General features: G+C 71.5%; 20 protein-coding genes. 16 read left to right on the forward strand and 4 right to left on the reverse strand.

Going from position 1 to position 22,133, the window contains the following annotated elements; all coding sequences use genetic code 11:
- The first annotated feature begins 4 nt into the window (after nucleotides 1–4).
- Together ACFYSH_RS22540 and hemW are read left to right on the forward strand one after the other, a co-directional pair.
- The gene (locus ACFYSH_RS22540; RefSeq protein WP_359472448.1) at nucleotides 5–1,924 is read left to right on the forward strand and encodes an ATP-binding SpoIIE family protein phosphatase; all 1,920 of its coding nucleotides are present in this window, start codon (nucleotides 5–7) and stop codon (nucleotides 1,922–1,924) included.
- Between the two features lie 51 nt (nucleotides 1,925–1,975).
- Nucleotides 1,976–3,208 carry a radical SAM family heme chaperone HemW gene (hemW, locus tag ACFYSH_RS22545; protein WP_388754705.1) on the forward strand — a complete coding sequence of 411 codons (1,233 nt, stop codon included), beginning with the start codon at nucleotides 1,976–1,978 and terminating at the stop codon, nucleotides 3,206–3,208.
- A gap of 110 nt (nucleotides 3,209–3,318) precedes the next feature.
- Here the strand turns inward: hemW and ACFYSH_RS22550 are convergent, their stop codons facing one another.
- From ACFYSH_RS22550 to ACFYSH_RS22560, 3 genes are all read right to left on the reverse strand, one after another.
- Nucleotides 3,319–6,204 carry a hypothetical protein gene (locus ACFYSH_RS22550; protein WP_388754708.1) on the reverse strand — a complete coding sequence of 962 codons (2,886 nt, stop codon included), beginning with the start codon at nucleotides 6,202–6,204 and terminating at the stop codon, nucleotides 3,319–3,321.
- Between the two features lie 118 nt (nucleotides 6,205–6,322).
- Complete coding sequence (locus ACFYSH_RS22555) at nucleotides 6,323–7,141, reverse strand: DUF3097 domain-containing protein (RefSeq protein WP_388754711.1); 819 nt, start codon at nucleotides 7,139–7,141, stop codon at nucleotides 6,323–6,325.
- A 25-nt stretch (nucleotides 7,142–7,166) separates the two neighbouring features.
- Nucleotides 7,167–7,889, reverse strand: coding sequence for an MBL fold metallo-hydrolase (locus ACFYSH_RS22560; protein WP_388754714.1), 723 nt, complete (start codon nucleotides 7,887–7,889; stop codon nucleotides 7,167–7,169).
- A 164-nt stretch (nucleotides 7,890–8,053) separates the two neighbouring features.
- Between ACFYSH_RS22560 and hrcA the strand changes: the two genes are divergently transcribed.
- The 7 genes from hrcA (at nucleotide 8,054) to ACFYSH_RS22595 (ending at nucleotide 14,569) form a co-directional block, all read left to right on the forward strand.
- Nucleotides 8,054–9,070, forward strand: a complete 1,017-nt coding sequence (gene hrcA, locus ACFYSH_RS22565) for a heat-inducible transcriptional repressor HrcA (protein ID WP_359472459.1) — start codon at nucleotides 8,054–8,056, stop codon at nucleotides 9,068–9,070.
- Nucleotides 9,071–10,210 (forward strand): molecular chaperone DnaJ, encoded by a 1,140-nt coding sequence (gene dnaJ / locus ACFYSH_RS22570; protein ID WP_359472461.1) that lies wholly within the window; start codon nucleotides 9,071–9,073, stop codon nucleotides 10,208–10,210.
- Between the two features lie 121 nt (nucleotides 10,211–10,331).
- Entirely contained in the window at nucleotides 10,332–11,405 is a 1,074-nt protein-coding gene (locus tag ACFYSH_RS22575; RefSeq protein WP_388754718.1) for a nitronate monooxygenase, read from the forward strand.
- Entirely contained in the window at nucleotides 11,402–12,148 is a 747-nt protein-coding gene (locus ACFYSH_RS22580; protein WP_359472465.1) for a 16S rRNA (uracil(1498)-N(3))-methyltransferase, read from the forward strand. The genes ACFYSH_RS22575 and ACFYSH_RS22580 overlap by 4 nt, the downstream gene beginning before the upstream one ends.
- Nucleotides 12,149–12,293: 145 nt before the next feature.
- Nucleotides 12,294–12,653 carry a histidine triad nucleotide-binding protein gene (locus ACFYSH_RS22585; protein WP_359472467.1) on the forward strand — a complete coding sequence of 120 codons (360 nt, stop codon included), beginning with the start codon at nucleotides 12,294–12,296 and terminating at the stop codon, nucleotides 12,651–12,653.
- Between the two features lie 4 nt (nucleotides 12,654–12,657).
- Nucleotides 12,658–13,566: a ribonuclease Z gene (locus tag ACFYSH_RS22590; RefSeq protein ID WP_359472469.1), complete on the forward strand. Its 909-nt coding sequence runs from the start codon at nucleotides 12,658–12,660 to the stop codon at nucleotides 13,564–13,566.
- Between the two features lie 10 nt (nucleotides 13,567–13,576).
- Nucleotides 13,577–14,569: an adenosine deaminase gene (locus tag ACFYSH_RS22595; protein ID WP_388754723.1), complete on the forward strand. Its 993-nt coding sequence runs from the start codon at nucleotides 13,577–13,579 to the stop codon at nucleotides 14,567–14,569.
- Here the strand turns inward: ACFYSH_RS22595 and ACFYSH_RS22600 are convergent.
- Entirely contained in the window at nucleotides 14,554–15,891 is a 1,338-nt protein-coding gene (locus ACFYSH_RS22600) for an MFS transporter (protein ID WP_388754726.1), read from the reverse strand. The genes ACFYSH_RS22595 and ACFYSH_RS22600 overlap by 16 nt on opposite strands.
- A 345-nt stretch (nucleotides 15,892–16,236) precedes the next feature.
- Here ACFYSH_RS22600 and ACFYSH_RS22605 point away from each other — a divergent pair, with 345 nt between their 5' ends.
- The 7 genes from ACFYSH_RS22605 (at nucleotide 16,237) to era (ending at nucleotide 22,092) form a co-directional block, all read left to right on the forward strand.
- The gene (locus ACFYSH_RS22605) at nucleotides 16,237–17,343 is read left to right on the forward strand and encodes a carbohydrate kinase family protein (protein ID WP_388754729.1); all 1,107 of its coding nucleotides are present in this window, start codon (nucleotides 16,237–16,239) and stop codon (nucleotides 17,341–17,343) included.
- A 127-nt stretch (nucleotides 17,344–17,470) separates the two neighbouring features.
- Nucleotides 17,471–18,493, forward strand: a complete 1,023-nt coding sequence (locus tag ACFYSH_RS22610) for a PhoH family protein (protein WP_359472477.1) — start codon at nucleotides 17,471–17,473, stop codon at nucleotides 18,491–18,493.
- Nucleotides 18,494–18,505: 12 nt separating this feature from the next.
- Nucleotides 18,506–19,003: an rRNA maturation RNase YbeY gene (gene ybeY, locus ACFYSH_RS22615; RefSeq protein WP_277334053.1), complete on the forward strand. Its 498-nt coding sequence runs from the start codon at nucleotides 18,506–18,508 to the stop codon at nucleotides 19,001–19,003.
- A complete protein-coding gene (locus tag ACFYSH_RS22620; RefSeq protein WP_359472480.1) occupies nucleotides 19,000–20,283 on the forward strand; it encodes a hemolysin family protein in 1,284 nt (427 codons plus the stop codon). Before ybeY ends, ACFYSH_RS22620 begins: the two co-directional genes overlap by 4 nt.
- A complete protein-coding gene (locus ACFYSH_RS22625) occupies nucleotides 20,280–20,633 on the forward strand; it encodes an MmcQ/YjbR family DNA-binding protein (RefSeq protein ID WP_359472482.1) in 354 nt (117 codons plus the stop codon). The genes ACFYSH_RS22620 and ACFYSH_RS22625 overlap by 4 nt, the downstream gene beginning before the upstream one ends.
- 79 nt (nucleotides 20,634–20,712) lie before the next feature.
- A complete protein-coding gene (locus ACFYSH_RS22630; protein WP_359472484.1) occupies nucleotides 20,713–21,066 on the forward strand; it encodes a cytidine deaminase in 354 nt (117 codons plus the stop codon).
- A gap of 51 nt (nucleotides 21,067–21,117) precedes the next feature.
- On the forward strand, nucleotides 21,118–22,092 hold the full coding sequence (gene era, locus ACFYSH_RS22635; RefSeq protein WP_359472486.1) for a GTPase Era: 975 nt from the start codon (nucleotides 21,118–21,120) through the stop codon (nucleotides 22,090–22,092).
- Nucleotides 22,093–22,133: the final 41 nt, after the last annotated feature.

Raw genomic sequence — 22,133 nt, forward strand, 5'->3', positions numbered from 1 at the left:
CACCGTGGGGCCCATTCCCTTGCAGCGGGACATCGTTCAGCTTCCCGGCACCGCCGTCGCCGGTCAGGGCGGCCGGCTGTTTCCGGTTGCCCGCACCAGCCTGCCCGGTATCCCGCAGGCCTCGGCGGCGGCCCGCAGATTCGTCCGGGCGGCGCTCGCCGACTGGACCGGGGGCGGTCTGCCCACCACCGGTGAGTTCGGCGAACGGCTCACCGACGACGCGCTGACCGTGGCCAGCGAACTGGTCACCAACGCGGTCGTGCACGCCGGTACGACCGTCGAGCTGCTCCTCAGGCTGGAGGACTCGGCCGGGCCCGAACCGGCCGCGCTGGTGCTGGAGATCACCGACCACCATCCCGCGCGCTCGGTGCGCGACGACCACGCCGAGCGGCCCGACCCCGCCGAGTACGGCCGGGGCCTCCAGCTCGTCGCCACCCTCGCCGAATCCTGGGGCATCACCTACCGCACCGGCCTCAAGACCGTCTGGGCCCGCCTCCCCGGTGACGACCGCTACGGAATGCCCGACGCCCCGGCCGTCGGCGACGGCACCCGTGGACGCGGCCCGCACGCCGGAGCGATCCTCGTCCCCTCGGCCGGGCACATCGCGCGTGACGACGGCGGCTGGTCCGGCCGCGGCGGGCTCTCCTTCCTCGCCGAGGCCTCCGGTCTCCTCGCGGGCCAGCTCGACGAGGACCTGGTGGCATCGATAGCGGGCCGGCTCCTGGTACCCCGCCTCGCCGACTGGTGTGCGATATGGCTGGAGGGCGAGGGCGCCGGCCCGGCGGCGGCTCCCCGGCTCGCAGGGGTGTGGCACAGCGACGAGGCGCGGGGCGAGCTGCTGCGGCCCGCACTGGAGAAGGAGCCGCTCCGCCTGCCCGGAAGCGTCGGCACCGGCCCCGTGCCCCTGCCGTGGCCGGGCGGCGCCGCCGCGGAGGGCGAGGCCGGCACAGGCGCCGCGCTCGCCCATCGCATCGTCTCGGGCGGACGCACGCTCGGCGCCGTTCTCGTGGGCCGCGAGGGCGCCGACCACATCCCCGACGAGGTCGCCGCGCTGCTCGCGGACTTCGTACGCCGGGTCGGCCTCGCCGTGGGCGCCGCCCGTGCCTACACCCGCCAGGCCACCATCAGCCGCATCCTCCAGCGCGGTCTGCTGCCCAGCAAGGTCGCCGAGATCCCCGGCGTCACCAGCGCCCTGGTGTACGAACCGGGGGACGACGGCGTGGTCGGCGGCGACTTCTACGACCTCTTCCCCTGCCCCGGCGGCCGCTGGTGCTTCGTGCTCGGGGACGTCCAGGGCAGCGGCCCCGAAGCCGCCGTCGTGACCGGCCTCGCCCGGCCCTGGCTGCGCCTGCTGTCCCGGGAGGGATACAGCGTCGGCGAGGTCCTCGACCGGCTCAACCGGCTCCTCCTCGACGACGCCATGGAGGCCGCCGAGGCCGCCGCCCTCATGGTCGCGGCGGCCGGCGGCCAGCAGCTCCAGGGCGGCGATCACATGCAGGACGGCTCCCAGTCCCGCTTCCTCTCCCTGCTGTACGGCGACCTCGTCCCGCTCCCCAACGGCGGTGTGCGCTGCACCGTGACGAGCGCCGGTCATCCGCTCCCGCTGCTGCTGCGCCCCGACGGCTCCGTACGCCCGGCCGCCGAGCCGCAGGTGCTGCTCGGGGTCGTCGAGGATGTGGCGTACGAGAGCCAGAGCTTCGACCTGGCGCCCGGTGACAGTCTCCTGTGTGTCACCGACGGGGTGACCGAGCGGCGCTCGGGGCGGCTGATGTTCGACGACGACGACGGCCTCGCACGGGTCCTGGCCGGCTGCGCCGGGCTTCCGGCCGCCGCGACGGCCGACCGGATCAAGCAGGCCGTCCACGCCTTCGCCGAGCGTCCGCCCGACGACGACCTGGCCCTCCTCGTGATCCAGGTCGACTGAGACCGGCCGCTCTGTGCGGGGCGGCTCCGCCGGCGAGTGACAATGGACGGTATGCCTTCCGTACTGCCCGATGGTGAGCCCGTGCCCGACGACGGGGCCCTGCCCCGCCACGCCCTGGAAGGCGGGGCGGACCGGCCCCTCGGCTTCTACCTGCACGTGCCCTACTGCGCCACCCGCTGCGGCTACTGCGACTTCAACACCTACACCGCGACCGAGCTGCGCGGCTCCGGTGGCGCCCTGGCATCCCGGGACAACTACGCGGCGCACCTGGTCGAGGAGGTCCGCCAGGCACGCAAGGTGCTCGGCGACGACCCCCGACCGGTCCGCACCGTCTTCGTCGGCGGTGGCACGCCGACGCTGCTGCCCGCCGCCGACCTCGTCCGGATGCTCGCGGCGATCCGTGAGGAGTTCGGGCTGGCGGAGGACGCCGAGATCACCACGGAGGCCAATCCGGAGTCCGTCGATCCGGCGTACCTGGCGGCGCTGCGGGAAGGCGGTTTCAACCGGGTCTCCTTCGGCATGCAGAGCGCCCGGCAGCACGTCCTCAAGGTCCTGGACCGCACCCACACGCCCGGCAGGCCCGAGGCCTGTGTCGCCGAGGCCAGGGCGGCCGGCTTCGAGCACGTCAACCTCGACCTGATCTACGGGACCCCCGGCGAGTCCGACGACGACTGGCGGGCCTCCCTCGACGCGGCGATCGGCGCCGGACCCGACCACGTGTCGGCGTACGCGCTGATCGTCGAGGAAGGGACCCAGCTCGCCCGCCGTATCCGCCGCGGTGAGGTTCCCATGACGGACGACGACGTGCACGCCGACCGCTATCTGATCGCGGACGAGGCGATGGCCGCGGCCGGCTTCTCCTGGTACGAGGTGTCGAACTGGTCCCGTACGCCCGAGGGCCGCTGTCTGCACAACGAGCTGTACTGGCGCGGAGCCGACTGGTGGGGCGCCGGACCGGGGGCGCACAGCCACGTCGGCGGGGTGCGCTGGTGGAACGTCAAGCACCCCGGAGCCTACGCACAGGCCCTGGCCGAGGGCCGCTCGCCCGGTGCGGGCCGCGAGATCCTCGCCGACGAGGACCGTCGGGTCGAGCGCATCCTGCTGGAACTGCGGCTCGTCGAGGGCTGCCCGCTGTCCCTGCTCGCCCCCGCCGGTCTCGCGGCTGCGGGCCGCGCGGTGAAGGACGGGCTGCTGGAGCCCGGACCGTACGGCGAGGGCCGCGCGGTCCTCACGCTGCGGGGCCGGCTGCTGGCCGACGCCGTGGTGCGTGACCTGGTCGACTGAGGCCCGCACAAGGGCTGTCCCGTCACCTCCGGTAGGCGGGTGTCCTCCCGCCGTGCGACGCACCACGTCCGACTCCGTGCGCCGATAAACCAGAAACCACGGGACCGCCCTCAGCCCACCGGACAGTCCGCGCGGGTGAGCGGTGTCCGGTCACCCGCGGCCCGGCCGCACACGACGCGGCTCTGCGCGTCCGGCCCCGGTCGGGTGACCTCGACGATGTTCAGGCCGTGCACCTTCTGATCGGCGTACGGAATCGTGCCCCGGAAGGTGATGGTCCCCGTCGGCATGTCGTGCAGGGCCACCGAGTAGAGCGTCGCCCAGGTCTCCGCCGCGCTCTGCGGGACGTCGCTGCGGGTCGCGGCGGCATAGAGGGCTGCCGTCGCCTGGTAGGAGATGACGGTCTGCCCGCTGGCGAACAGCCTGTCCTCGTACGGGCGCTCCTTCGGCAGGGCCGGCAGCTGCTCCCCGGCGGGGAGCAGCGCTTCCAGGGTCTTGCGTGAGTCCTCGTAGAACGCCCTGCCGCCGCCCTGGCTCAGGGGGGCGAGCGCGCCGTAGTAGAGCGTCACCTTGTCCGCGAGCTTCGTCGAGTCGTCGAAGCGGGCCTTGGCGAGGTCGTCGCCGGTGAAGACCGTGATCTTCTTGTCCGAGCAGCCGGCCGTCTGACCGAGACCGGACATCAGCGTGTTGACGTCCTCGACCCGGCCCGCGAAGTACAGGGCGTCGGGCACGCGCTCCGCGCCGCAGATCGAGTGCAGCGGCGCGTCGAGGTTCGCGGAGCCGCCGTCCTTGGACAGGGAGTACCGGGTGTCGGCGGCCAGGGCGAAGCCGGATTCCTCGAGCATCTCCAGACCGACCCTGCGCTGCTCGGTGGTGTAGCGGTCCTTGTCCTCGTTGCCCACCTTCCTGGACAGGACGACGGCCTGCGGATCGTCCAGCCCGTCCGCCAGCCGGCCCGCGATCAGTCCGAGGGCGTCCGCCTGCTCCTCGTCGGTCGCGGCCATGCCGAAGTAGTTCGGGTACGCACGGGCCAGGTCGCTGCCGGAGTTCGTGGTGTCCACCACGGGAAGTCCCGCGCGCTGGAGGAGTCCGGTGGCCTCGGCGCTCTCCGTGGTGTTGCGGCCGAGGCCCACCACACCGACGACGGAGGAGTCCCGCCGGGCCACGTCGATGATCCTCCTGACCGCCGTGGTCTGCCGCAGCATGTCCTGTCCGCCGTTGGCCGTCAGGACCCGGAGCTTGACAGAACGATTCGCCGTGTCGTTGACGAACCGCTGGTGGAGATAGACGCCGGTCAGCTCCTCCAGGCCCTTGCGGGTGTCCTCCCGATCGGTGTCGGTCCCGGTGAGCGGACCCGCGTAGACGACGGTGACATGCGGTTCGCCCGGACCGATGGTGGCGTTCTGTTCCCTGATCGCCTGCTCGATCCGCTCGAAGGTGACGCCTGTGCCCACCCCGTTCAGCTGGAGTGTGTTGCCCTCGGCGAAGCGCACTCCGGGGACCGTCGCCACCCCGACGCATTCCCTGACGCCTCCGGGGCCGGTCAGTCTGACCGCGTCGGTGCTGACGCCGACGAGCGGGCCGTAGCAGTACTTCTCCTTCAGGTGCTCGCTCCACAGGAAGGTCCCCAGCAGCGCACCGACCAGTGCGAGGGCGACGGTCGTCCGCGACATCACCCACCAGGCCCAGGTCCGGCGGACGCGATGGGTGACGAGCTGGGCGTGGGCGTGCTCGTGGGTCAGCTGACCGGTCGAGAGCGGCAGGCGCAGCACCCACGCCAGCGTCACGGCCGCCGCCGGGGCCTGGCCGACGCTCAGGTCGTCGACCCACCTCTCGTAGCGGGCGCGCGCTCCCGACCTGGCGCCGGCGTTCACGGGCGGTTCCGGAGGCAGCGGCGGGGTGTGCCGCATGATCCGGTCGGCCGGGAGGGAGGCCAGGAGCAGCAGCGGATCCACCTCGCTGCGCCGCGAGCGCACATTGTTGACGGCATTGATCAGCAGGATGCCGCCGTTGTCCTGGGTGGCCGTCGGCAGGAAGACCACCGGCGGGACCGTGCGCTTGCCGCGCCGCCAGTCCAGGGCGTGCGGCCGGTAGTTGTGCAGCAGGTCCTCCAGCAGCGCCTGGACCCGCAGCTCCAGATGGAACTGGCGCGCGTGTTCGTCGCCCGCCCCCGCGTCGGCCACCCGCTCCGCGACGGCGGCCGCCCGAGCCCGGATCACCCGCCACGAGCCGCTGGGGGAGAACCACGACCAGCCGTCGGACGGATACGCGGTGCTCGACGCGGCCAGGGAGGACGTGGTCGCGAGCCACCTGCTGGCCCGGCGCAGCCACAGCAGCGGCGGCGCCGCCGTGGTCACCAGTCGTACGACCGCGAGGCCGAGCAGGGCCGCGGCGGCGACCAGGGCGGTCACCACCCAGCCGATCTCGCCCAGCAGCACGCTGAGCACGGCGATGAAGACGGCCCCGACGAAGGTCTCCGGACGGATCGAGGCGCGTAGCGAATCCCACCAGTTGTTGCCCCCCGGCCGGCTTGCCCGCCAGCGCAGGCTGCCCAGCTGTTCCAGGATCCGTTCGTCGCGTTCACGGGGGGACCCCCGTTCCGGCTGGGTCACGACCGTGGCCGTGGCCTGCTCGATGGCGGCCAGCAGCCGGGAGCGGGGAAACGTGAAGGGCTTGTACTGCGAGGTCCCCCGGGTCTCCCAGGCCCGCTCGGTGAGGGTGCGGACCATGGAGAGCGCCGCTTCGTACGGGGTGGCGCCGTAACCGTCGAGCAGCTTCACCGGGACCCGGCGCAGTTGGTTCGCCCGGTGTACCTGGTGGACGATGCGCTCGACCCTGAGGTCGATCTCCGGACCGGCGGCGGCGTCCTCCGCCTGAGCCACGACCAATGGCATCACGGGACGGTTGACCCGGTACTGGTCGATCAGCTCCTGCATGAGGTGGAAGACAGCGGACGCCGCCTCGTTGTCCGCACTGTCCCGCCACACTTCACGCGTCATCCGCCCGTCCCCTCCCCTGCGCCGGCCGTGCCGTCACCCCCTCAATAACGGATGGGGCGTGTGCTGCGCAGGTGTTCGGGGGGATCGGTACCGGATCCTCGTCAACGGCCGCGGGACTTCAGGAAGGAAGGGTGACGAAGTCGATCAGTTCTTCCACTCGGCCCAGCAGTTGAGGCTCGAGATCCTTGTACGAGCCGACCCTGGAGAGAATGTGCTGCCAGGCCGCACCGGTGTTCTCCGGCCAGCCCAGCGCACGGCACACACCCGTCTTCCAGTCCTGGCCGCGCGGCACCACCGGCCACCCCGCGATGCCCACGGACGAGGGCTTCACGGCCTCCCAGACGTCGATGTACGGATGCCCCACCACCAGCACGTGCGCGTCGGTGACCTGGGCGGCGATCCGGGACTCCTTGGACCCGGGCACCAGATGGTCGACCAGGACACCGAGCCGGGCGTCCGGACCGGGTGCGAACTCCCGCACGATCGCCGGCAGGTCGTCGACACCCTCCAGGTACTCCACCACCACACCCTCGATGCGCAGGTCGTCGCCCCACACCCGCTCGACGAGCTCGGCGTCGTGCCGTCCCTCCACGTAGATCCGGCCCGCCCGCGCCACCCGTGCCCGCGCCCCGGGTACCGCAACCGAACCGGAGGCCGTACGGGAGGGGCGGGCGGGGCCGCCCGCCGACGGGCGCACGAGGGTGACCACCTCGCCCTCCAGCAGGAAGCCGCGCGGCTCCATGGGGAAGACCCGGTGTCGGCCGAAGCGGTCCTCCAGCGTCACCGTCGGCCCCTGGGCCGTCTTCTCGCACCGGATCACCGCCCCGCAGAAGCCGGTGACGGCCTCCTCGACGACCAGATCGGGCTCGGCGGGGACCTCGGGGGCGGGGGTGGACTTCTTCCACGGCGGAGTCAGATCGGGCTGGTAGCTGCGCATGGCACGACGATAATCGGCCGTCCTTTCACGACACGCCGAAGCGGGCGGCCAGTTGATCGCGCTGGGCCCGTACGAACGCCGCGTCCACCACCGCGCCGTGGCCCGGTACGTACAGCGCGTCCTCGCCGCCCAGTTCGAGCAGCCGGTCCAGCGCGGCCGGCCAGTGCGAGCCGACCGCGTCGCGGCCCGCCTGCGGTTCGCCGGACTCCTCGACCAGATCGCCGCAGAGCACCACGACGGGGGAGCCCGGCACCAGCACCGCGAGGTCGTGGCCGCTGTGACCGGGGCCCACATTGGCCAGCAGCACCTGGAGCCCGCCGCCGAGATCGAGCGTCCACTCACCGCTGACCTGGTGCCGCGGGGCGACCAGGGCGTCCGTGGCCGCTGTGGCGTCCGCCTCACTCATCCCGTGCCGCAGCGCGTCCGCGCGCAGCTCCTCGGCGCCCTGCCGGAGCAGGTCCGCCGTGCCGACCGCCCCGTAGACCTCCGCCCCGGAGAAGGCGGCGGTGCCCAGTACGTGGTCGAAATGCGGATGGCTCAGTGCGATATGCGTCACCCTGCGGCCCAGCATCACCTCCGCCTGGGTCCGCAGCTCGACGCCCTCCCGGAGCGTCGAACCGGTGTCATAGAGCAGCACGCCGTCCGCCCCCGCCACCAGCGCGGCGGTCGCATCCCAGACGGGAAGGCGCCGCCGTCCCGTACCGTTGCCCAGCCGCTCCCAGCCGAACTCTTCCCAAGAGACGTCCATACGGCGACGCTATCGGCAACGACCTGCGCGGTCCCGTGAGGACGTGGCCGGTCGCCCTTGCCCCGGGCCCACCCCGCCCCCGTACACTGACCAGGGGATTGCTGGCACTCGAACGCACAGAGTGCCAGGCAGACACCGAAGAACGACAGCTGGAGGTGTGCGCGGTGCTCAGCGAACGCAGACTCGAAGTGCTGCGCGCCATCGTCCAGGACTACGTCGGCACCGAGGAGCCCGTCGGTTCCAAGGCGCTCACGGAGCGGCACAGCCTCGGGGTCTCCCCGGCGACTGTCCGCAACGACATGGCGGTGCTGGAGGACGAGGGCTTCATCGCCCAGCCGCACACGAGTGCGGGACGTATTCCGACGGACAAGGGCTACCGTCTCTTCGTCGACAAGCTCGCGGGCGTCAAGCCCCTCTCGTCGCCGGAGCGCCGGGCCATTCAGAATTTCCTCGACGGCGCGGTCGACCTCGACGACGTCGTCGGCCGCACGGTCCGGCTGCTCGCGCAGCTGACCAGGCAGGTCGCCGTCGTGCAGTACCCCTCGCTGACCCGGTCGACGGTCCGGCACGTGGAGCTGCTGTCGCTGGCTCCGGCCCGGCTGATGCTCGTACTGATCACGGACACGGGCCGGGTCGAACAGCGTATGATCGACTGTCCTGCACCGTTCGGTGACACGTCACTGGCCGATCTGCGGGCCCGGCTCAACAGCCGGGTCGTGGGACGACGCTTCGCGGACGTCCCCCGGCTGGTGCAGGAACTGCCGGAGTCCTTCGAGAGCGAGGACCGGGGAACCGTATCGACGGTGCTCTCCGTTCTTCTCGAGACTCTGGTCGAAGAGACGGAGGAGCGGCTGATCATCGGCGGCACCTCCAACCTCACCCGCTTCGGGCACGACTTCCCTGTGATGATCCGGCCGGTGCTGGAGGCATTGGAGGAGCAGGTCGTGCTGCTGAAGCTGCTCGGTGAGGCGACGGACTCAGGCATGACCGTACGGATCGGGCACGAGAACGCCCACGAGGGCCTCAACTCCACGTCCGTCGTCGCGGTCGGCTACGGTTCGGGCGACGAGGCAGTCGCCAAACTCGGCGTGGTCGGACCGACCCGCATGGACTACCCCGGAACGATGGGAGCGGTACGCGCAGTGGCACGTTACGTCGGACAGATCCTGGCGGATTCGTAAGTGGCCACGGACTACTACGCCGTACTCGGCGTGCGCCGCGACGCATCTCAGGACGAGATCAAGAAGGCATTCCGTCGGCTCGCACGCGAGCTGCACCCGGATGTCAACCCGGATCCGAAGACCCAGGAGCGGTTCAAGGAGATCAACGCCGCTTACGAGGTGTTGTCGGACCCGCAGAAGAAGCAGGTCTACGACCTCGGTGGCGACCCGCTGTCCGCCTCGGGCGGCGGCGGTGGCGCGGGAGGGTTCGGAGCCGGCGGCTTCGGCAACTTCAGCGACATCATGGACGCGTTCTTCGGTAACGCCGCGCAGCGCGGGCCCCGTTCGCGGACCCGGCGCGGCCAGGACGCGATGATCCGGCTGGAGATCGACCTCAACGAGGCGGCCTTCGGCACGACCAAGGACATCCAGGTCGACACGGCGGTCGTCTGTACGACCTGCAGTGGCGAGGGTGCCGCACCCGGCACCTCCGCGCAGACCTGTGACATGTGCCGCGGCCGTGGGGAGGTCTCCCAGGTCACCAGGTCCTTCCTCGGCCAGGTCATGACCTCGCGGCCCTGCCCGCAGTGCCAGGGCTTCGGCACGGTCGTCCCGACGCCGTGTCCCGAGTGCGCCGGTGACGGCCGCATCCGCTCGCGGCGCACCCTGACCGTGAAGATCCCCGCCGGTGTCGACAACGGCACCCGGATCCAGCTCGCGGGCGAGGGCGAGGTCGGCCCCGGCGGCGGCCCCGCCGGTGACCTGTACGTCGAGATCCACGAACTCTCCCACGCCGTGTTCCAGCGGCGCGGTGACGATCTGCACTGCACGGTCACCATCCCCATGACGGCCGCGGCGCTCGGTACCCAGGTGCCGCTCGAGACGCTCGACGGCCTCGAGGAGATCGACATCAGGCCGGGAACGCAGTCCGGGCAGTCGGTCCCGCTGCACGGGCGCGGCATCACGCACCTGCGCGGCGGCGGGCGCGGTGACCTGATCGTGCACGTCGAGGTCATGACCCCGACGAAGATGGACCCCGAGCAGGAGCGCCTCCTGCGGGAGCTGGCCCAGCTGCGTGGCGAGGAGCGGCCCACCGGGCAGTTCCAGCCCGGACAACAGGGATTGTTCTCCCGTCTGAAGGACGCCTTCAACGGCCGCTGAGCCTTGTCACCGCACCGCCCGCCGGTCCTGTACCGGCGGGCGGTGCGGTGCGTGCGGCGGCCGGACCGCCGAGCGGAAGGGCTGATTCGGCACGATCCGCCGGACGTGGCACGATGCGGTCATGTCCTTGGCGCTGACCGATCTCTGCCGGTACCCGATCGTGCAGGCCCCGATGGCGGGTGGCGTTTCCCGCCCGGAGCTGGCCGCGGCCGTCGCCGAAGCCGGGGGGATCGGGTTCCTCGCGGCCGGCTACAAGACCGCGGACGGGATGTACAACGAGGTCAAGCAGCTGCGGAGGATGACCGGCCGGCCCTTCGGCGTCAACCTCTTCATGCCGCAGCCGCTGGTCGCCGACCCCTCTGCCGTCGAGGTCTACCGCCACCAGCTCGCCGGCGAGGCCGCCTGGTACGAGACCCCGCTCGGCGACCCGGACTCCTGTGGCGACGACGGCTACGAGGCCAAGGTCGCGATCCTGCTGGAGGACCCCGTACCCGTGGTCTCCTTCACCTTCGGGTGCCCCACCCGCGAAGTCCTCGCGGCGTTCGCCGCCGCCGGGACGTACACCGTCGTCACGGTGACCTCGGCCCAGGAGGCGCGGAACGCCCAGTGGGCGGGCGCCGACGCCCTCTGCGTCCAGGGCACCGAGGCCGGCGGCCACCAGTCCACGCACCGCGACGACCCGCAGGCCGGTCTCGACGGCACCGGCCTGCTCGCCCTGATCACCGAGGTCCGCGCATCGGTGCGCATTCCGGTGATCGCGGCCGGCGGGCTGATGCGCGGCTCCCAGATCACCGCCGTCCTCGCCGCCGGGGCCGACGCGGCACAGCTCGGCACGGCATTTCTGGCCTGCCCCGAGTCCGGAGCGCACCCGCTGCACAAGCAGGCGCTGACCAACCCGCTGTTCGTGACCACGACCCTGACCCGGGCGTTCTCCGGACGCCCGGCGCGAGGGCTGGTCAACCGGTTCGTGCGGGAGCACGGCCCGTACGCCCCCGCCGCTTACCCGCAGGTGCACCAGCTGACCAGCGGGCTGCGCAGGGCCGCCGCCAAGGCCGAGGACGCCCAGGGCATGGCCCTGTGGGCGGGCCAGGGGCACCGGCTGGCACGCGAGCTGCCCGCCGGGGAGCTCGTGGGCCTGCTCGCCGCCGAAACGGAAGCCGCGCGTGCGGCAGTGAGTGTGAGGAGTGCCCAGTGACGGCACCGGTCTTCGTCGTCGAGCAGCTGCCCGGTGGGCCGGAGTACGTCCTGGACGGCCCCGAGGGGCGGCACGCCGTCTCCGTGAAGCGCCTGAACCCGGGGGAGGACGTCGTCCTGACCGACGGGCGCGGCCGCTGGGCGGAAGGCGTCGTGCGGGCGGCCGAGGGTAAGGACCGGCTCGTCGTCGGCGCACTGGAGCCGGTCCACGAGGAGCCCGCGCCCACTCCCTCGATCACCGTCGTCCAGGCGCTGCCCAAGGGCGACCGCGGTGAGCTCGCCGTGGAGACGATGACCGAGACGGGCGTCGACGCGATCGTGCCCTGGCAGGCCGCGCGCTGCATCACGCAGTGGAAAGGGGACCGCGGCCTCAAGTCCCTGGCCAAGTGGCGCAGCACCGCGCGTGAGGCGGGGAAACAGTCGCGCCGGGTCCGGTTCCCCGACGTGGCTGAGGCCATGACGACCAGGCAGGTCGCCGCCCTCCTGGCCGGGGCGGACTTCGCGGGCGTCCTGCACGAGGACCGGGACAGCGGCAGCGAGCCGCTCGCCACCGCCGAACTCCCGGACCGGGGCACGATCGTGCTGGTCGTGGGCCCGGAGGGCGGGGTGTCCCCCCAGGAGCTGGCCGCCTTCGCCGAGGCGGGAGCGCCCGCCTACCGGCTCGGCCCCAGTGTGCTGCGCACCTCGACCGCCGGGACGGCCGCGGCGGCCCTGCTGATGGGACGCACCGGCCGCTGGAGCTGAGGAGCCACACGCCCAGGGCCTCCGGTCCGGACCGTGCGGGCCCACCGATCCGATCCGGTCCGAACCGGACGATAGACCGTGGCCTCGCCGGATAGCATGCCGGTGTACCGATCACGCTCACCGAACGACCGAGGAGGCCCGGGCCATGGCGGGAGAACCGCAGACCGACTGCCTGTTCTGCAAGATCGTCACGGGCGACATCCCGGCGACGATCGTCCGCGAGAGCGACACGACCGTCGCCTTCCGTGACATAAACCCCCAGGCCCCGACCCACGTCCTGGTCATCCCCAAGGCGCACTACCCGGACGCCGCCTCCCTCGCCGCAGCCGAACCGCAGACCGCCGCCGCGGTGCTGCGCGAGGCCGGCCTGGTCGCCGCCGACGAGAAGATCACCGAGAGCGGCTACCGCATCGTCCTCAACACCGGCGCCGGCGCCGGCCAGACCGTCTTCCACGCGCACGCCCACGTCCTGGGCGGCCGCGGGATGCAGTGGCCTCCCGGCTGACGTCGTGTCCGTACGAGAACTCGTGGTCCTCGGCACCGCCAGCCAGGTGCCGACCCGCCACCGCAACCACAACGGCTATCTGCTGCGCTGGGACGGTGAGGGCATCCTCTTCGACCCGGGCGAGGGAACCCAGCGCCAGATGCTGCGGGCGGGGGTCGCCGCCCACGACATCAACCGGATCTGTGTCACGCACTTCCACGGCGACCACTCCCTCGGCCTGGCCGGAGTGATCCAGCGGATCAACCTCGACCAGGTCCCGCACCCCGTCACCGCCCACTTCCCGGCGAGCGGACAGCGCTTCTTCGACCGGCTGCGGTACGCGACCGCCTACCGCGAGTCGGTCCAGCTGACCGAGGCCCCGGTCGCCGCCGACGGCGCCCTCGCCGCCACCGACGCGTACACCCTCGACAGCCACCGGCTCTCGCATCCCGTCGAGTCCTACGGTTACCGGCTCACCGAGCCCGACCGGCTGCGCATGCTGCCCTCGAAGCTCGCCGAGCACGGCATCGGCGGGCCCGACGTCGGGCGGATCCAACGGGAGGGGGGCCTGCGCGGCGTCCCGCTGCACGAGGTCTCCGAGACCCGCCGTGGACAGCGCTTCGCCTTCGTCATGGACACCAGGCTCTGCGACGGCGCGTTCGCCCTCGCCGAGGGATGCGACATGCTGGTCATCGAGTCGACGTTCCTCGACGAGGACGGCCGGCTCGCCGCCGACCACGGCCACCTCACCGCCGGACAGGCGGCCCGGGTGGCGAAGGAGTCGGGCGTACGGCACCTCGTGCTGACGCACTTCTCCCAGCGCTACACCGACCCCGACGCCTTCGAGCGCCAGGCCAGGGCAGCCGGCTTCGACGGCGAACTGACCATCGCCCAGGACCTGATCAGGGTCCCGGTCCCCACCCGCCACACGTAACGAGAACCCCGTGCACCTCCCCAAAGCCGAACTCCACCTCCACATCGAAGGGACCCTCGAACCCGAGCTGGCCTTCGCACTCGCCGCGCGCAACGGCGTGGACCTGCCCTACGCGGACACCGCAGAGCTGCGCACCGCCTACCTCTTCGACGACCTGCAGAGCTTCCTCGACCTCTACTACGCCCTCATGGCGGTGCTGCGCACCGAGGAGGACTTCGCCGAGCTGGCCGACGCCTACCTCGCCCGCGCCGCCGCCCAGGGCGTCCGGCACGCGGAGATCTTCTTCGACCCGCAGGCCCACACCGACCGTGGCGTCCCGATCGGCACCGTGATCGAGGGGCTGGGCAGGGCGCTGGACCGCAGCGTGGAGACGCACGGCATCTCCACGCAGCTGATCATGTGCTTCCTGCGTGACAAGTCCGCCGAGTCGGCGCTGGAGACCCTGGAAGCCGCGAAGCCGTACCTGCACCGCGTCAGCGCCGTCGGGCTCGACTCCGCGGAGGTCGGCCACCCGCCCGCGAAGTTCCGCGAGGTGTACGCGGCGGCGACGGCCCTCGGTCTGCGCAAGGTCGCCCACGCCGGCGAGGAGGGCCCGCCGGAATACATCCGGGAGGCCCTGGACGTCCTCGGCGTCGAACGGATCGACCACGGCCTGCGCTGCATGGAGGACCCGGAGCTGGTGGACCGGCTGGTCTCCGAGCGGATCCCGCTGACGCTCTGCCCGCTCTCCAACGTACGGCTGCGCGCCGTCGACGTCCTGGAGCAGCACCCGCTGCGGTCCATGATGGACGCCGGACTGCTCTGCACGGTGAACTCCGACGACCCCGCCTACTTCGGCGGATACGTCGGAGACACCTTCCAGGCCGTGCACGAGGCGCTCGGCCTGGACCGCGAGCAGCTGCGCACCCTGGCCCGTAACTCCTTCGAGGCGGCCTTCCTCGACCATGACGAGGAGCGCAGGGCGCGCTACCTCTCCGAGGTCGAGACCTACGTGTTCGACTGACCGGAACCCGCGTCCGGCCCCGCCGTCCGGAGCGCGCTGCGCACCAGCCGCCTGCGCCGCAGCGCGGGCACCCTGATCTCCGTGACCTCCTGTTCGGGCGCGCCCAGCTTGGGCACCGCGCCGGACAGGCTGTTGGTCGTGGCGGCGAGGAGCGCGGCCGGGGCGCCGCCCCTGCGCCGGACGGAACCGGGCACCAGCGGCCGCCCGCCGGTGTGCAGTGCCACGGCGGTCACAGGGGCCGCGACCAGGAGCGTCGCCGCTCCCAGGATCAGCCCCATCACCGCGTAGCCCGCCTGCTCGGAGAGCACACTGCCGAGCAGGGGGCCGCAGGCGGTCCCGACGGAGGACGCCGAACCGGCCAGGACCGCCCAGCGTCCGCGTACGTCCAGTGAGGCCGCCAGGCCGATCAGATACGACAGGACCACCGGGTAGAAGGTGTTCCACACGATCTCACCGGTCGCGAAGGACCCCAGGTCCTCGGCCGAGGAGCTGAGCACGATGCTCCCCGCGATGATCATCGTCCCGAGGCCGATAGGCACCGCCCGCCCGAGCCGGGCCCCGAGCATGCCCGCGCCCATGACGCCGAGCAGTCCAGCGCCCAGTGCGGCGGCGAACACGGCGCCGATGGTCACCTCGGAGAGGCCCACCTGGACGGCGCCGATGCGGCTGCTCACACCCCACAGGGCGTTCTGTGCCATGGACCAGACGAGCATCCCGCCCGCCAGCACCAGACCGGACCGGCGGTGCGGCAGCGGTCCCTGCGCCGACGAGGTCCCGCCGACGGGCGAGGAGCCGCCCAGCCGAGAGGTGGCGGGCCAGACGAGAAGGGCGACCAGGGCGATGGACGCGAACGGCAGCCGATGGCCGCCGCCCAGGTGGGGGACCGTCAGATAGAGGGCTCCCGCCGTCGCCGAGACGCTGAGCAGCCCGAGCGACGAGGTCCGGTGCGGATCGCGCTGCGCCGCGATGCCGGACGCCGCGACGGCGGTCGCCGTCCCGGAGCCCAGGCCGCCGACCACGACCCCGGCGACCACCAGCGGCATCGAGGTGGTCAGCGCCGCGCAGCCGTAACCGAGTACGGCGAGCAACAGGCCCACGCGTGCCGGTCCGCGCGATCCGTACCGCTCGACGCGCCCCGCCAGTGCGAAGCCGGCCGAGGCCGAGCTGAGCAGGAGGGCGCTGCCGACCAGACCGGACTGGGCCGAGCTCAGCCCCAGATAGGCGCTGAGACGTCCGACCATGGTGGGGAGGAGATAGGCGGCGAGGTAACCGGCGGTGAACACGGCGACCAGGGGCCACGCGGCGCGAGGGCGCGAGGACATGGGCGTTCCTGAAGACATGCCGGAGGAGGCAGGAGAAGGCAGGGGAGGGTAAGGCGGAGGAGGGTGGAGCGAGGGAAATGCGGGAGAAGCGGCACCCGTCGTCAACTGTCCCGAACGGTGCTCGCGGGGCAATTTGTATCAAGCGTGCCCAGGCGACGGAAAGTCGGCTCGATGTGATCTAGGTCACATCTATGTTTATGCCTCGTGAAGCCGGGTAACCGCGCATGTTTATGCAGGTGAGGGTGAGTGTGTGCGCACGGCGCGTGCCCCGCGGACACGGCGGCGAATCCGGCACACTGGCCGAATCTCGCACCGTCCAGATCTGCCACAGCCGAGGAGCGCACGGTGAGTACACCCGATCCAGTCATCGACCCGCTGCTCGGGCTGCGCGCCCCGCAGGACCCGGCTTGTGACGTCTTCCTGACCGGCACGGTCTTCCTGGACATCATCTTCACCGGCCTGGACAGCGCACCGGTGCGCGGGACGGAGTCCTGGGCCCGGGGCATGGGTTCCAGCCCCGGCGGCGTGGCCAACATGGCCACCGCCCTCGCCCGGCTCGGCCTGCGCACGTCGCTGGCCGCCACCTTCGGAGACGACCATTACGGCGAGTACTGCTGGGACGCCCTCGAGCAGGGCGAGGGCATCGACCTGTCGATGTCGCGCACGGTCCCCGGCTGGCACTCGCCCGTCACCGTCTCCATGGCGTACGAGGGTGAACGCACCATGGTCTCGCACGGTCACGAGGCCCCGGCGCCCACCGCTTCCGCCCCACCCGGCTGCCGCACGCTCCCCAGCTGCCCGCCGCGGGCCCGCGCCGCCGTCGCCTCGCTGACCCCCGGCCGCAGGGAGCCCTGGGTGGCCGGGGCCGCCCGGGACGGCGCGATGGTCTTCGCCGACGTCGGGTGGGACGACACCGGCCGCTGGGACCTCGACGCACTGCCCGACCTCGGGCACTGCCTGGCCTTCCTGCCCAACGCCGAGGAGGCCATGCGCTACACCCGCACCGACTGCCCGCGCGCCGCCGCCCATGCCCTGACCGAGCGGGTGCCACTCGCCGTGGTCACGCTGGGGGCGGAGGGCGCCTACGCGGTGGACCGGGAGACCGGGACGGCGGCCGAGGTGCCCGCCATCGGGGTGGAGGCCCTGGACCCCACCGGCGCGGGCGACGTCTTCGTCGCGGGGTTCGTCACCGGGACGCTGGCCGGCTGGCCGCTCGCCGACCGCCTCGCCTTCGCCGGGCTGACGGCGGCCCTGTCGGTGCAGGAGTTCGGAGGCTCACTCTCCGCCCCCGGATGGGCGGAGATCGCCGGCTGGTGGCAGCAGGTACGGTCCTGCGCGGACCAGGACCCGGCGGCGCTGGACCGCTACGCCTTCCTGGAGAAGCTGCTGCCCGCCACCAGCAGGGGATGGCCCCTGCGCCGCGCCGTCCCGACCATCGGCTTCCGGCAGTGAACCCCTGATGATCACCGGGTAAAACCTCTCGGCGTTGTCGGTCAGGAGTCGTACGCTGGTACTCCAGAGGCGGTCGAGCAGCGACGGCCCTGCAACGGGAGGTATGCGCAGGCCCGAGGGCCGGCCCATGACTCAGTCACCTACACAGCCGCAGGCGCGCGCCCACATCAGCATTCCGGCCGCACACCCCATGGTGATGCTCCTGGGGTCGGGCGATTCGCTGCTGCGCGTGATCGAAACGGCGTTCCCGGCCGTCGACATCCATGTCCGGGGCAACGAGATAAGCGCGACTGGAAGCGCGGCCGACGTCGCCCTGATCCAGCGCCTTTTCGACGAGATGGTGCTGGTGCTCCGCACCGGTCTGCCGATGACGGAGGACGCTGTGGAACGCTCGATCGCCATGCTCAGGGCGAGCGGGAACGGCACCGGGGACGGCGCCGAGACCCCCGCGGAGGTGCTCACCCAGAACATCCTCTCCAGCCGTGGCCGCACCATCCGCCCCAAGACGCTCAACCAGAAGCGGTACGTCGACGCGATCGACAAGCACACCATCGTCTTCGGTATCGGCCCCGCGGGCACCGGCAAGACCTACCTCGCCATGGCCAAGGCGGTCCAGGCCCTGCAGTCCAAGCAGGTCAGCCGCATCATCCTCACCAGGCCCGCCGTCGAGGCGGGGGAGCGGCTCGGCTTCCTGCCCGGCACGCTCTTCGACAAGATCGACCCGTATCTGCGCCCGCTCTACGACGCCCTGCACGACATGCTCGACCCGGACTCGATCCCCCGGCTGATGGCCGCGGGCACGATCGAGGTCGCGCCGCTGGCGTACATGCGTGGTCGCACCCTGAATGATGCTTTCATCATCCTTGACGAGGCGCAGAACACCAGCGCCGAGCAGATGAAGATGTTCCTCACCCGCCTCGGCTTCGACTCGAAGATCGTCGTCACCGGTGACGTCACCCAGGTGGACCTACCAGGCGGCACCAAGAGCGGCCTGCGGCAGGTCCAGGACATCCTCGACGACGTCGAGGACGTGCACTTCTCGCGGCTCACCTCCCAGGATGTCGTCCGGCACAAGCTCGTCGGCCGTATCGTCGACGCGTACGAGAAGTACGACAACGCAGAGGGCCGCACCGGCCGCAACGGGAAGTAGTCGCAGCGCACCATGTCGATCGACGTCAACAACGAGTCCGGAACCGAGGTCGACGAGCAGGCGATCCTCGACATCGCCCGCTACGCGCTCGCCCGGATGCGGATTCACCCGCTGTCCGAACTCTCGGTGATCGTGGTGGACACCGCCGCCATGGAGCAGCTCCACATCCAGTGGATGGACCTCCCGGGCCCGACCGATGTCATGTCCTTCCCGATGGACGAGCTCCGTCCCCCGGCCAAGGACGACGAGGAACCCCCGCAGGGGCTCCTCGGTGACATCGTGCTCTGCCCGGAGGTCGCGAAGAAGCAGGGCGAGGACGCCGAGACGCAGCACTCCATGGACGAGGAGCTCCAGCTCCTCACCGTCCACGGGGTGCTGCACCTCCTCGGGTACGACCACGAGGAGCCGGACGAGAAGGCCGAGATGTTCGGCCTCCAGGCGGCCATCGTCGACGGCTGGCGCGGTGAGCGCGGGCTGACCGGTCCGTCCCCCGCCCCCACCGTCTCGTGAGCGTCCCCCTCATCTCCGGCGCGGTCCTGCTGGTCGTCGTCGGCTGGCTCGCGGCCTGCGCCGAGGCCGGGATCGCGCGTACGTCGAGCTTCCGCGCGGCCGAGGCCGTGCGGGCAGGACGCCGAGGCAGCGCCAAGCTGGAACAGGTCGCCGCCGACCCCACCCGCTACCTCAACGTGGCGCTGCTCGTCCGGGTGGCCTGCGAGATGTCGGCCGGTGTGCTCGTCACGTACGCCTGCCTCAAGGAGTTCCCCGAGACCTGGGAAGCGCTGGCCGTCGCCATGGGGGTGATGGTCCTCGTCAGCTACGTCGCGATCGGGGTCTCGCCGCGCACCATCGGCCGCCAGCACCCGCTGAACACCGCCACGGCCGCCGCGTACGTCCTGCTGCCGCTGGCCAGGATCATGGGGCCGGTCCCGCAGCTGCTGATCCTCCTGGGGAACGCGCTGACCCCGGGCAAGGGCTTCCGCAAGGGCCCCTTCGCCAGCGAGGCCGAACTGCGCGCGATGGTCGACCTCGCCGAGCAGGAATCCCTCATCGAGGACGAGGAGCGCCGCATGGTGCACTCGGTCTTCGAGCTCGGCGACACCCTCGTGCGTGAGGTGATGGTGCCCCGCACCGATCTGGTCTGCATAGAGCGGTACAAGACGGTCCGTCAGGCCCTGACCCTCGCGCTGCGCTCCGGCTTCTCGCGGATCCCGGTCACCGGGGAGAACGAGGACGACATCGTCGGCATCGTCTACCTCAAGGACCTGGTCCGCAAGACGCACATCAACCGGGACGCGGAGGCGGACCTGGTCTCCACGGCGATGCGCCCCGCCGCGTTCGTCCCCGACACGAAGAACGCCGGTGACCTGCTGCGTGAGATGCAGCAGGAGCGCAGCCACGTCGCCGTCGTCATCGACGAGTACGGCGGTACGGCAGGCATCGTCACCATCGAGGACATCCTCGAGGAGATCGTCGGAGAGATCACCGACGAGTACGACCGCGAGCTCCCGCCGGTCCAGGAGCTGGAGAACGGCTGCTTCCGGGTGACCGCCAGGCTCGACATCGGCGACCTCGGTGAGCTGTTCGGCCTCGACGCGTACGACGACGAGGACGTGGAGACGGTCGGCGGTCTGCTGGCGAAGGCGCTCGGGCGGGTCCCGATCTCCGGCGCCTCCTCGATGGTCGACCTCCCCGACGGGCGCAAGCTCCGCCTCACCGCGGAGTCTCCGGCGGGCCGCAGGAACAAGATCGTCACGGTGCTGGTGGAACCGGAGGGAACGGAAACGGCATGACTCCTCAGGAGCTGCGCACGTTCTGCCTGGAGTTCAACGCGAGCACGGAGGAGTACCCCTTCGGGCCCGAGGCCTCGGTCTTCAAGGTGTTGGGAAAGATGTTCGCCCTCGTGGTGCTCGACGCTCGGCCCCTGCAGGTCAGCCTCAAGTGCGACCCGGACGAGGCGCTGCGGCTCCGCAAGGAGCACGCCGCGATCGTCCCCGGTTGGCACCTGAACAAGCGCCACTGGAACACGGTGACGGTCTCCGAACTCCCGGACCGGATGGTCCGGGAGCTCGTGGAGGACAGCTACGACCTGGTGGTGGCCGGACTCCCCAAGGCGGAACGGCTGCGCCTGGACCGGCCGTAGGCCCGCACGTCCGGCATCGCGGGGGCCGGGCACGGCCCCCGCGCCCCCGCGGTGCCGGTCCCCTTCGTATGCTCGGCACATGACCGACAGCACCGACCTCGGTACCGAGGACCGCAAGATCGTCACGCTGGCGCGCAGCGTCCGCGCCCGCAACGGCGTGCCGGAAGGCGCGGCGGTACGGGACGAGACCGGACGCACGTACGCCGCCGGCACCGTGGCCCTGGAGTCGCTGAAGCTCAGCGCGCTCCAGACCGCCGTCGCGATGGCGGTGGCCAGCGGCGCCACATCCCTGGAGGCGGCGGCCGTCGTCTCCGAGGCCGCGACCGCCTCGGACGCCGACCGCGCCGCCGTCCGTGACCTGGGCGGGCCCGATACGCCCGTGCTGCTGGCGGGGCCCGACGGAACGCTCCGGTCCGCGGTGACCGCGGGCTGATTCGGTGCGGTGGCGCCCTGCTGTGCAACGCCGCCGCCCGGATCGGGGAGAATGGGCGCCATGAGCGCTCGACCGAACACAGAAGCTGCTGCGCAGCAGGCTGAGAACACCGCCCCCCACCGGGCCGGCTTCGCCTGCTTCGTGGGCCGCCCCAACGCGGGCAAGTCCACCCTCACGAACGCTCTGGTCGGTCAGAAGGTGGCGATCACCTCCAACCGCCCCCAGACCACCAGGCACACCGTGCGGGGCATCGTGCACCGCGACGACGCCCAGCTGATCCTGGTGGACACGCCCGGCCTCCACAAGCCGCGCACGCTGCTCGGGGAACGGCTGAACGACGTCGTGCGGACCACCTGGGCCGAGGTCGACGTCATCGGCTTCTGCCTGCCCGCCGACCAGAAGCTCGGCCCGGGCGACAAGTTCATCATCAAGGAACTCGCCGGGATCAGGAAGACCCCGAAGATCGCGATCATCACCAAGACCGACCTGGTGGAGTCCAAGGCACTCGCCGAGCAGCTCATCGCCGTCTCCGCGCTGGCCGAGGAACTCGGCTTCGAGTGGGCGGAGATCATCCCCGTCTCGGCGGTGAAGGACCAGCAGGTCGATCTGCTCGCCGACCTGATCGCCCCCCTGCTGCCCGAGAGCCCCCCGCTCTACCCGGAGGGCGACCTCACCGACGAGCCCGAGATGGTCATGGTCGCGGAGCTGATCCGCGAGGCGGCGCTGGAGGGCGTACGCGACGAGCTGCCGCATTCCATCGCGGTCGTCGTCGAGGAGATGCTGCCGCGCGAGGACCGTCCGGCGGACAAGCCGCTGCTGGACATCCACGCGAACGTCTACATCGAGCGGCCCAGCCAGAAGGGCATCATCATCGGTCCGAAGGGGAAGCGGCTCAAGGACGTCGGCACGAAGTCACGCAAGCACATCGAGGCACTGCTGGGCACACCGGTCTTCCTGGACCTGCATGTCAAGGTCGCCAAGGACTGGCAGCGCGACCCCAAGCAACTGCGCAAGCTGGGGTTCTGAGCCGGTCCCCGGACCCGCGGCCGGAACCCCGCGGAGGTCTC

The organism is Streptomyces sp. NPDC005791 (assembly GCF_042871485.1).
Classification (GTDB): Bacteria; Actinomycetota; Actinomycetes; order Streptomycetales; family Streptomycetaceae; genus Streptomyces.

Coding starts and splice junctions, on each gene's coding strand:
- ACFYSH_RS22555 (WP_388754711.1), bottom strand. CDS start 7,141: ATGCGCAGCTACCAGCCCGATCTGACTCCGCCGTGGAAGAAGTCCACC.
- era (WP_359472486.1), top strand. CDS start 21,118: ATGGGCGCCATGAGCGCTCGACCGAACACAGAAGCTGCTGCGCAGCAG.
- ACFYSH_RS22550 (WP_388754708.1), bottom strand. CDS start 6,204: ATGACGCGTGAAGTGTGGCGGGACAGTGCGGACAACGAGGCGGCGTCC.
- ACFYSH_RS22630 (WP_359472484.1), top strand. CDS start 20,713: ATGACCGACAGCACCGACCTCGGTACCGAGGACCGCAAGATCGTCACG.
- ACFYSH_RS22610 (WP_359472477.1), top strand. CDS start 17,471: ATGACTCAGTCACCTACACAGCCGCAGGCGCGCGCCCACATCAGCATT.
- ACFYSH_RS22585 (WP_359472467.1), top strand. CDS start 12,294: ATGGCGGGAGAACCGCAGACCGACTGCCTGTTCTGCAAGATCGTCACG.
- hemW (WP_388754705.1), top strand. CDS start 1,976: ATGCCTTCCGTACTGCCCGATGGTGAGCCCGTGCCCGACGACGGGGCC.
- ybeY (WP_277334053.1), top strand. CDS start 18,506: ATGTCGATCGACGTCAACAACGAGTCCGGAACCGAGGTCGACGAGCAG.
- ACFYSH_RS22575 (WP_388754718.1), top strand. CDS start 10,332: ATGTCCTTGGCGCTGACCGATCTCTGCCGGTACCCGATCGTGCAGGCC.
- ACFYSH_RS22625 (WP_359472482.1), top strand. CDS start 20,280: ATGACTCCTCAGGAGCTGCGCACGTTCTGCCTGGAGTTCAACGCGAGC.
- ACFYSH_RS22600 (WP_388754726.1), bottom strand. CDS start 15,891: ATGTCCTCGCGCCCTCGCGCCGCGTGGCCCCTGGTCGCCGTGTTCACC.
- ACFYSH_RS22560 (WP_388754714.1), bottom strand. CDS start 7,889: ATGGACGTCTCTTGGGAAGAGTTCGGCTGGGAGCGGCTGGGCAACGGT.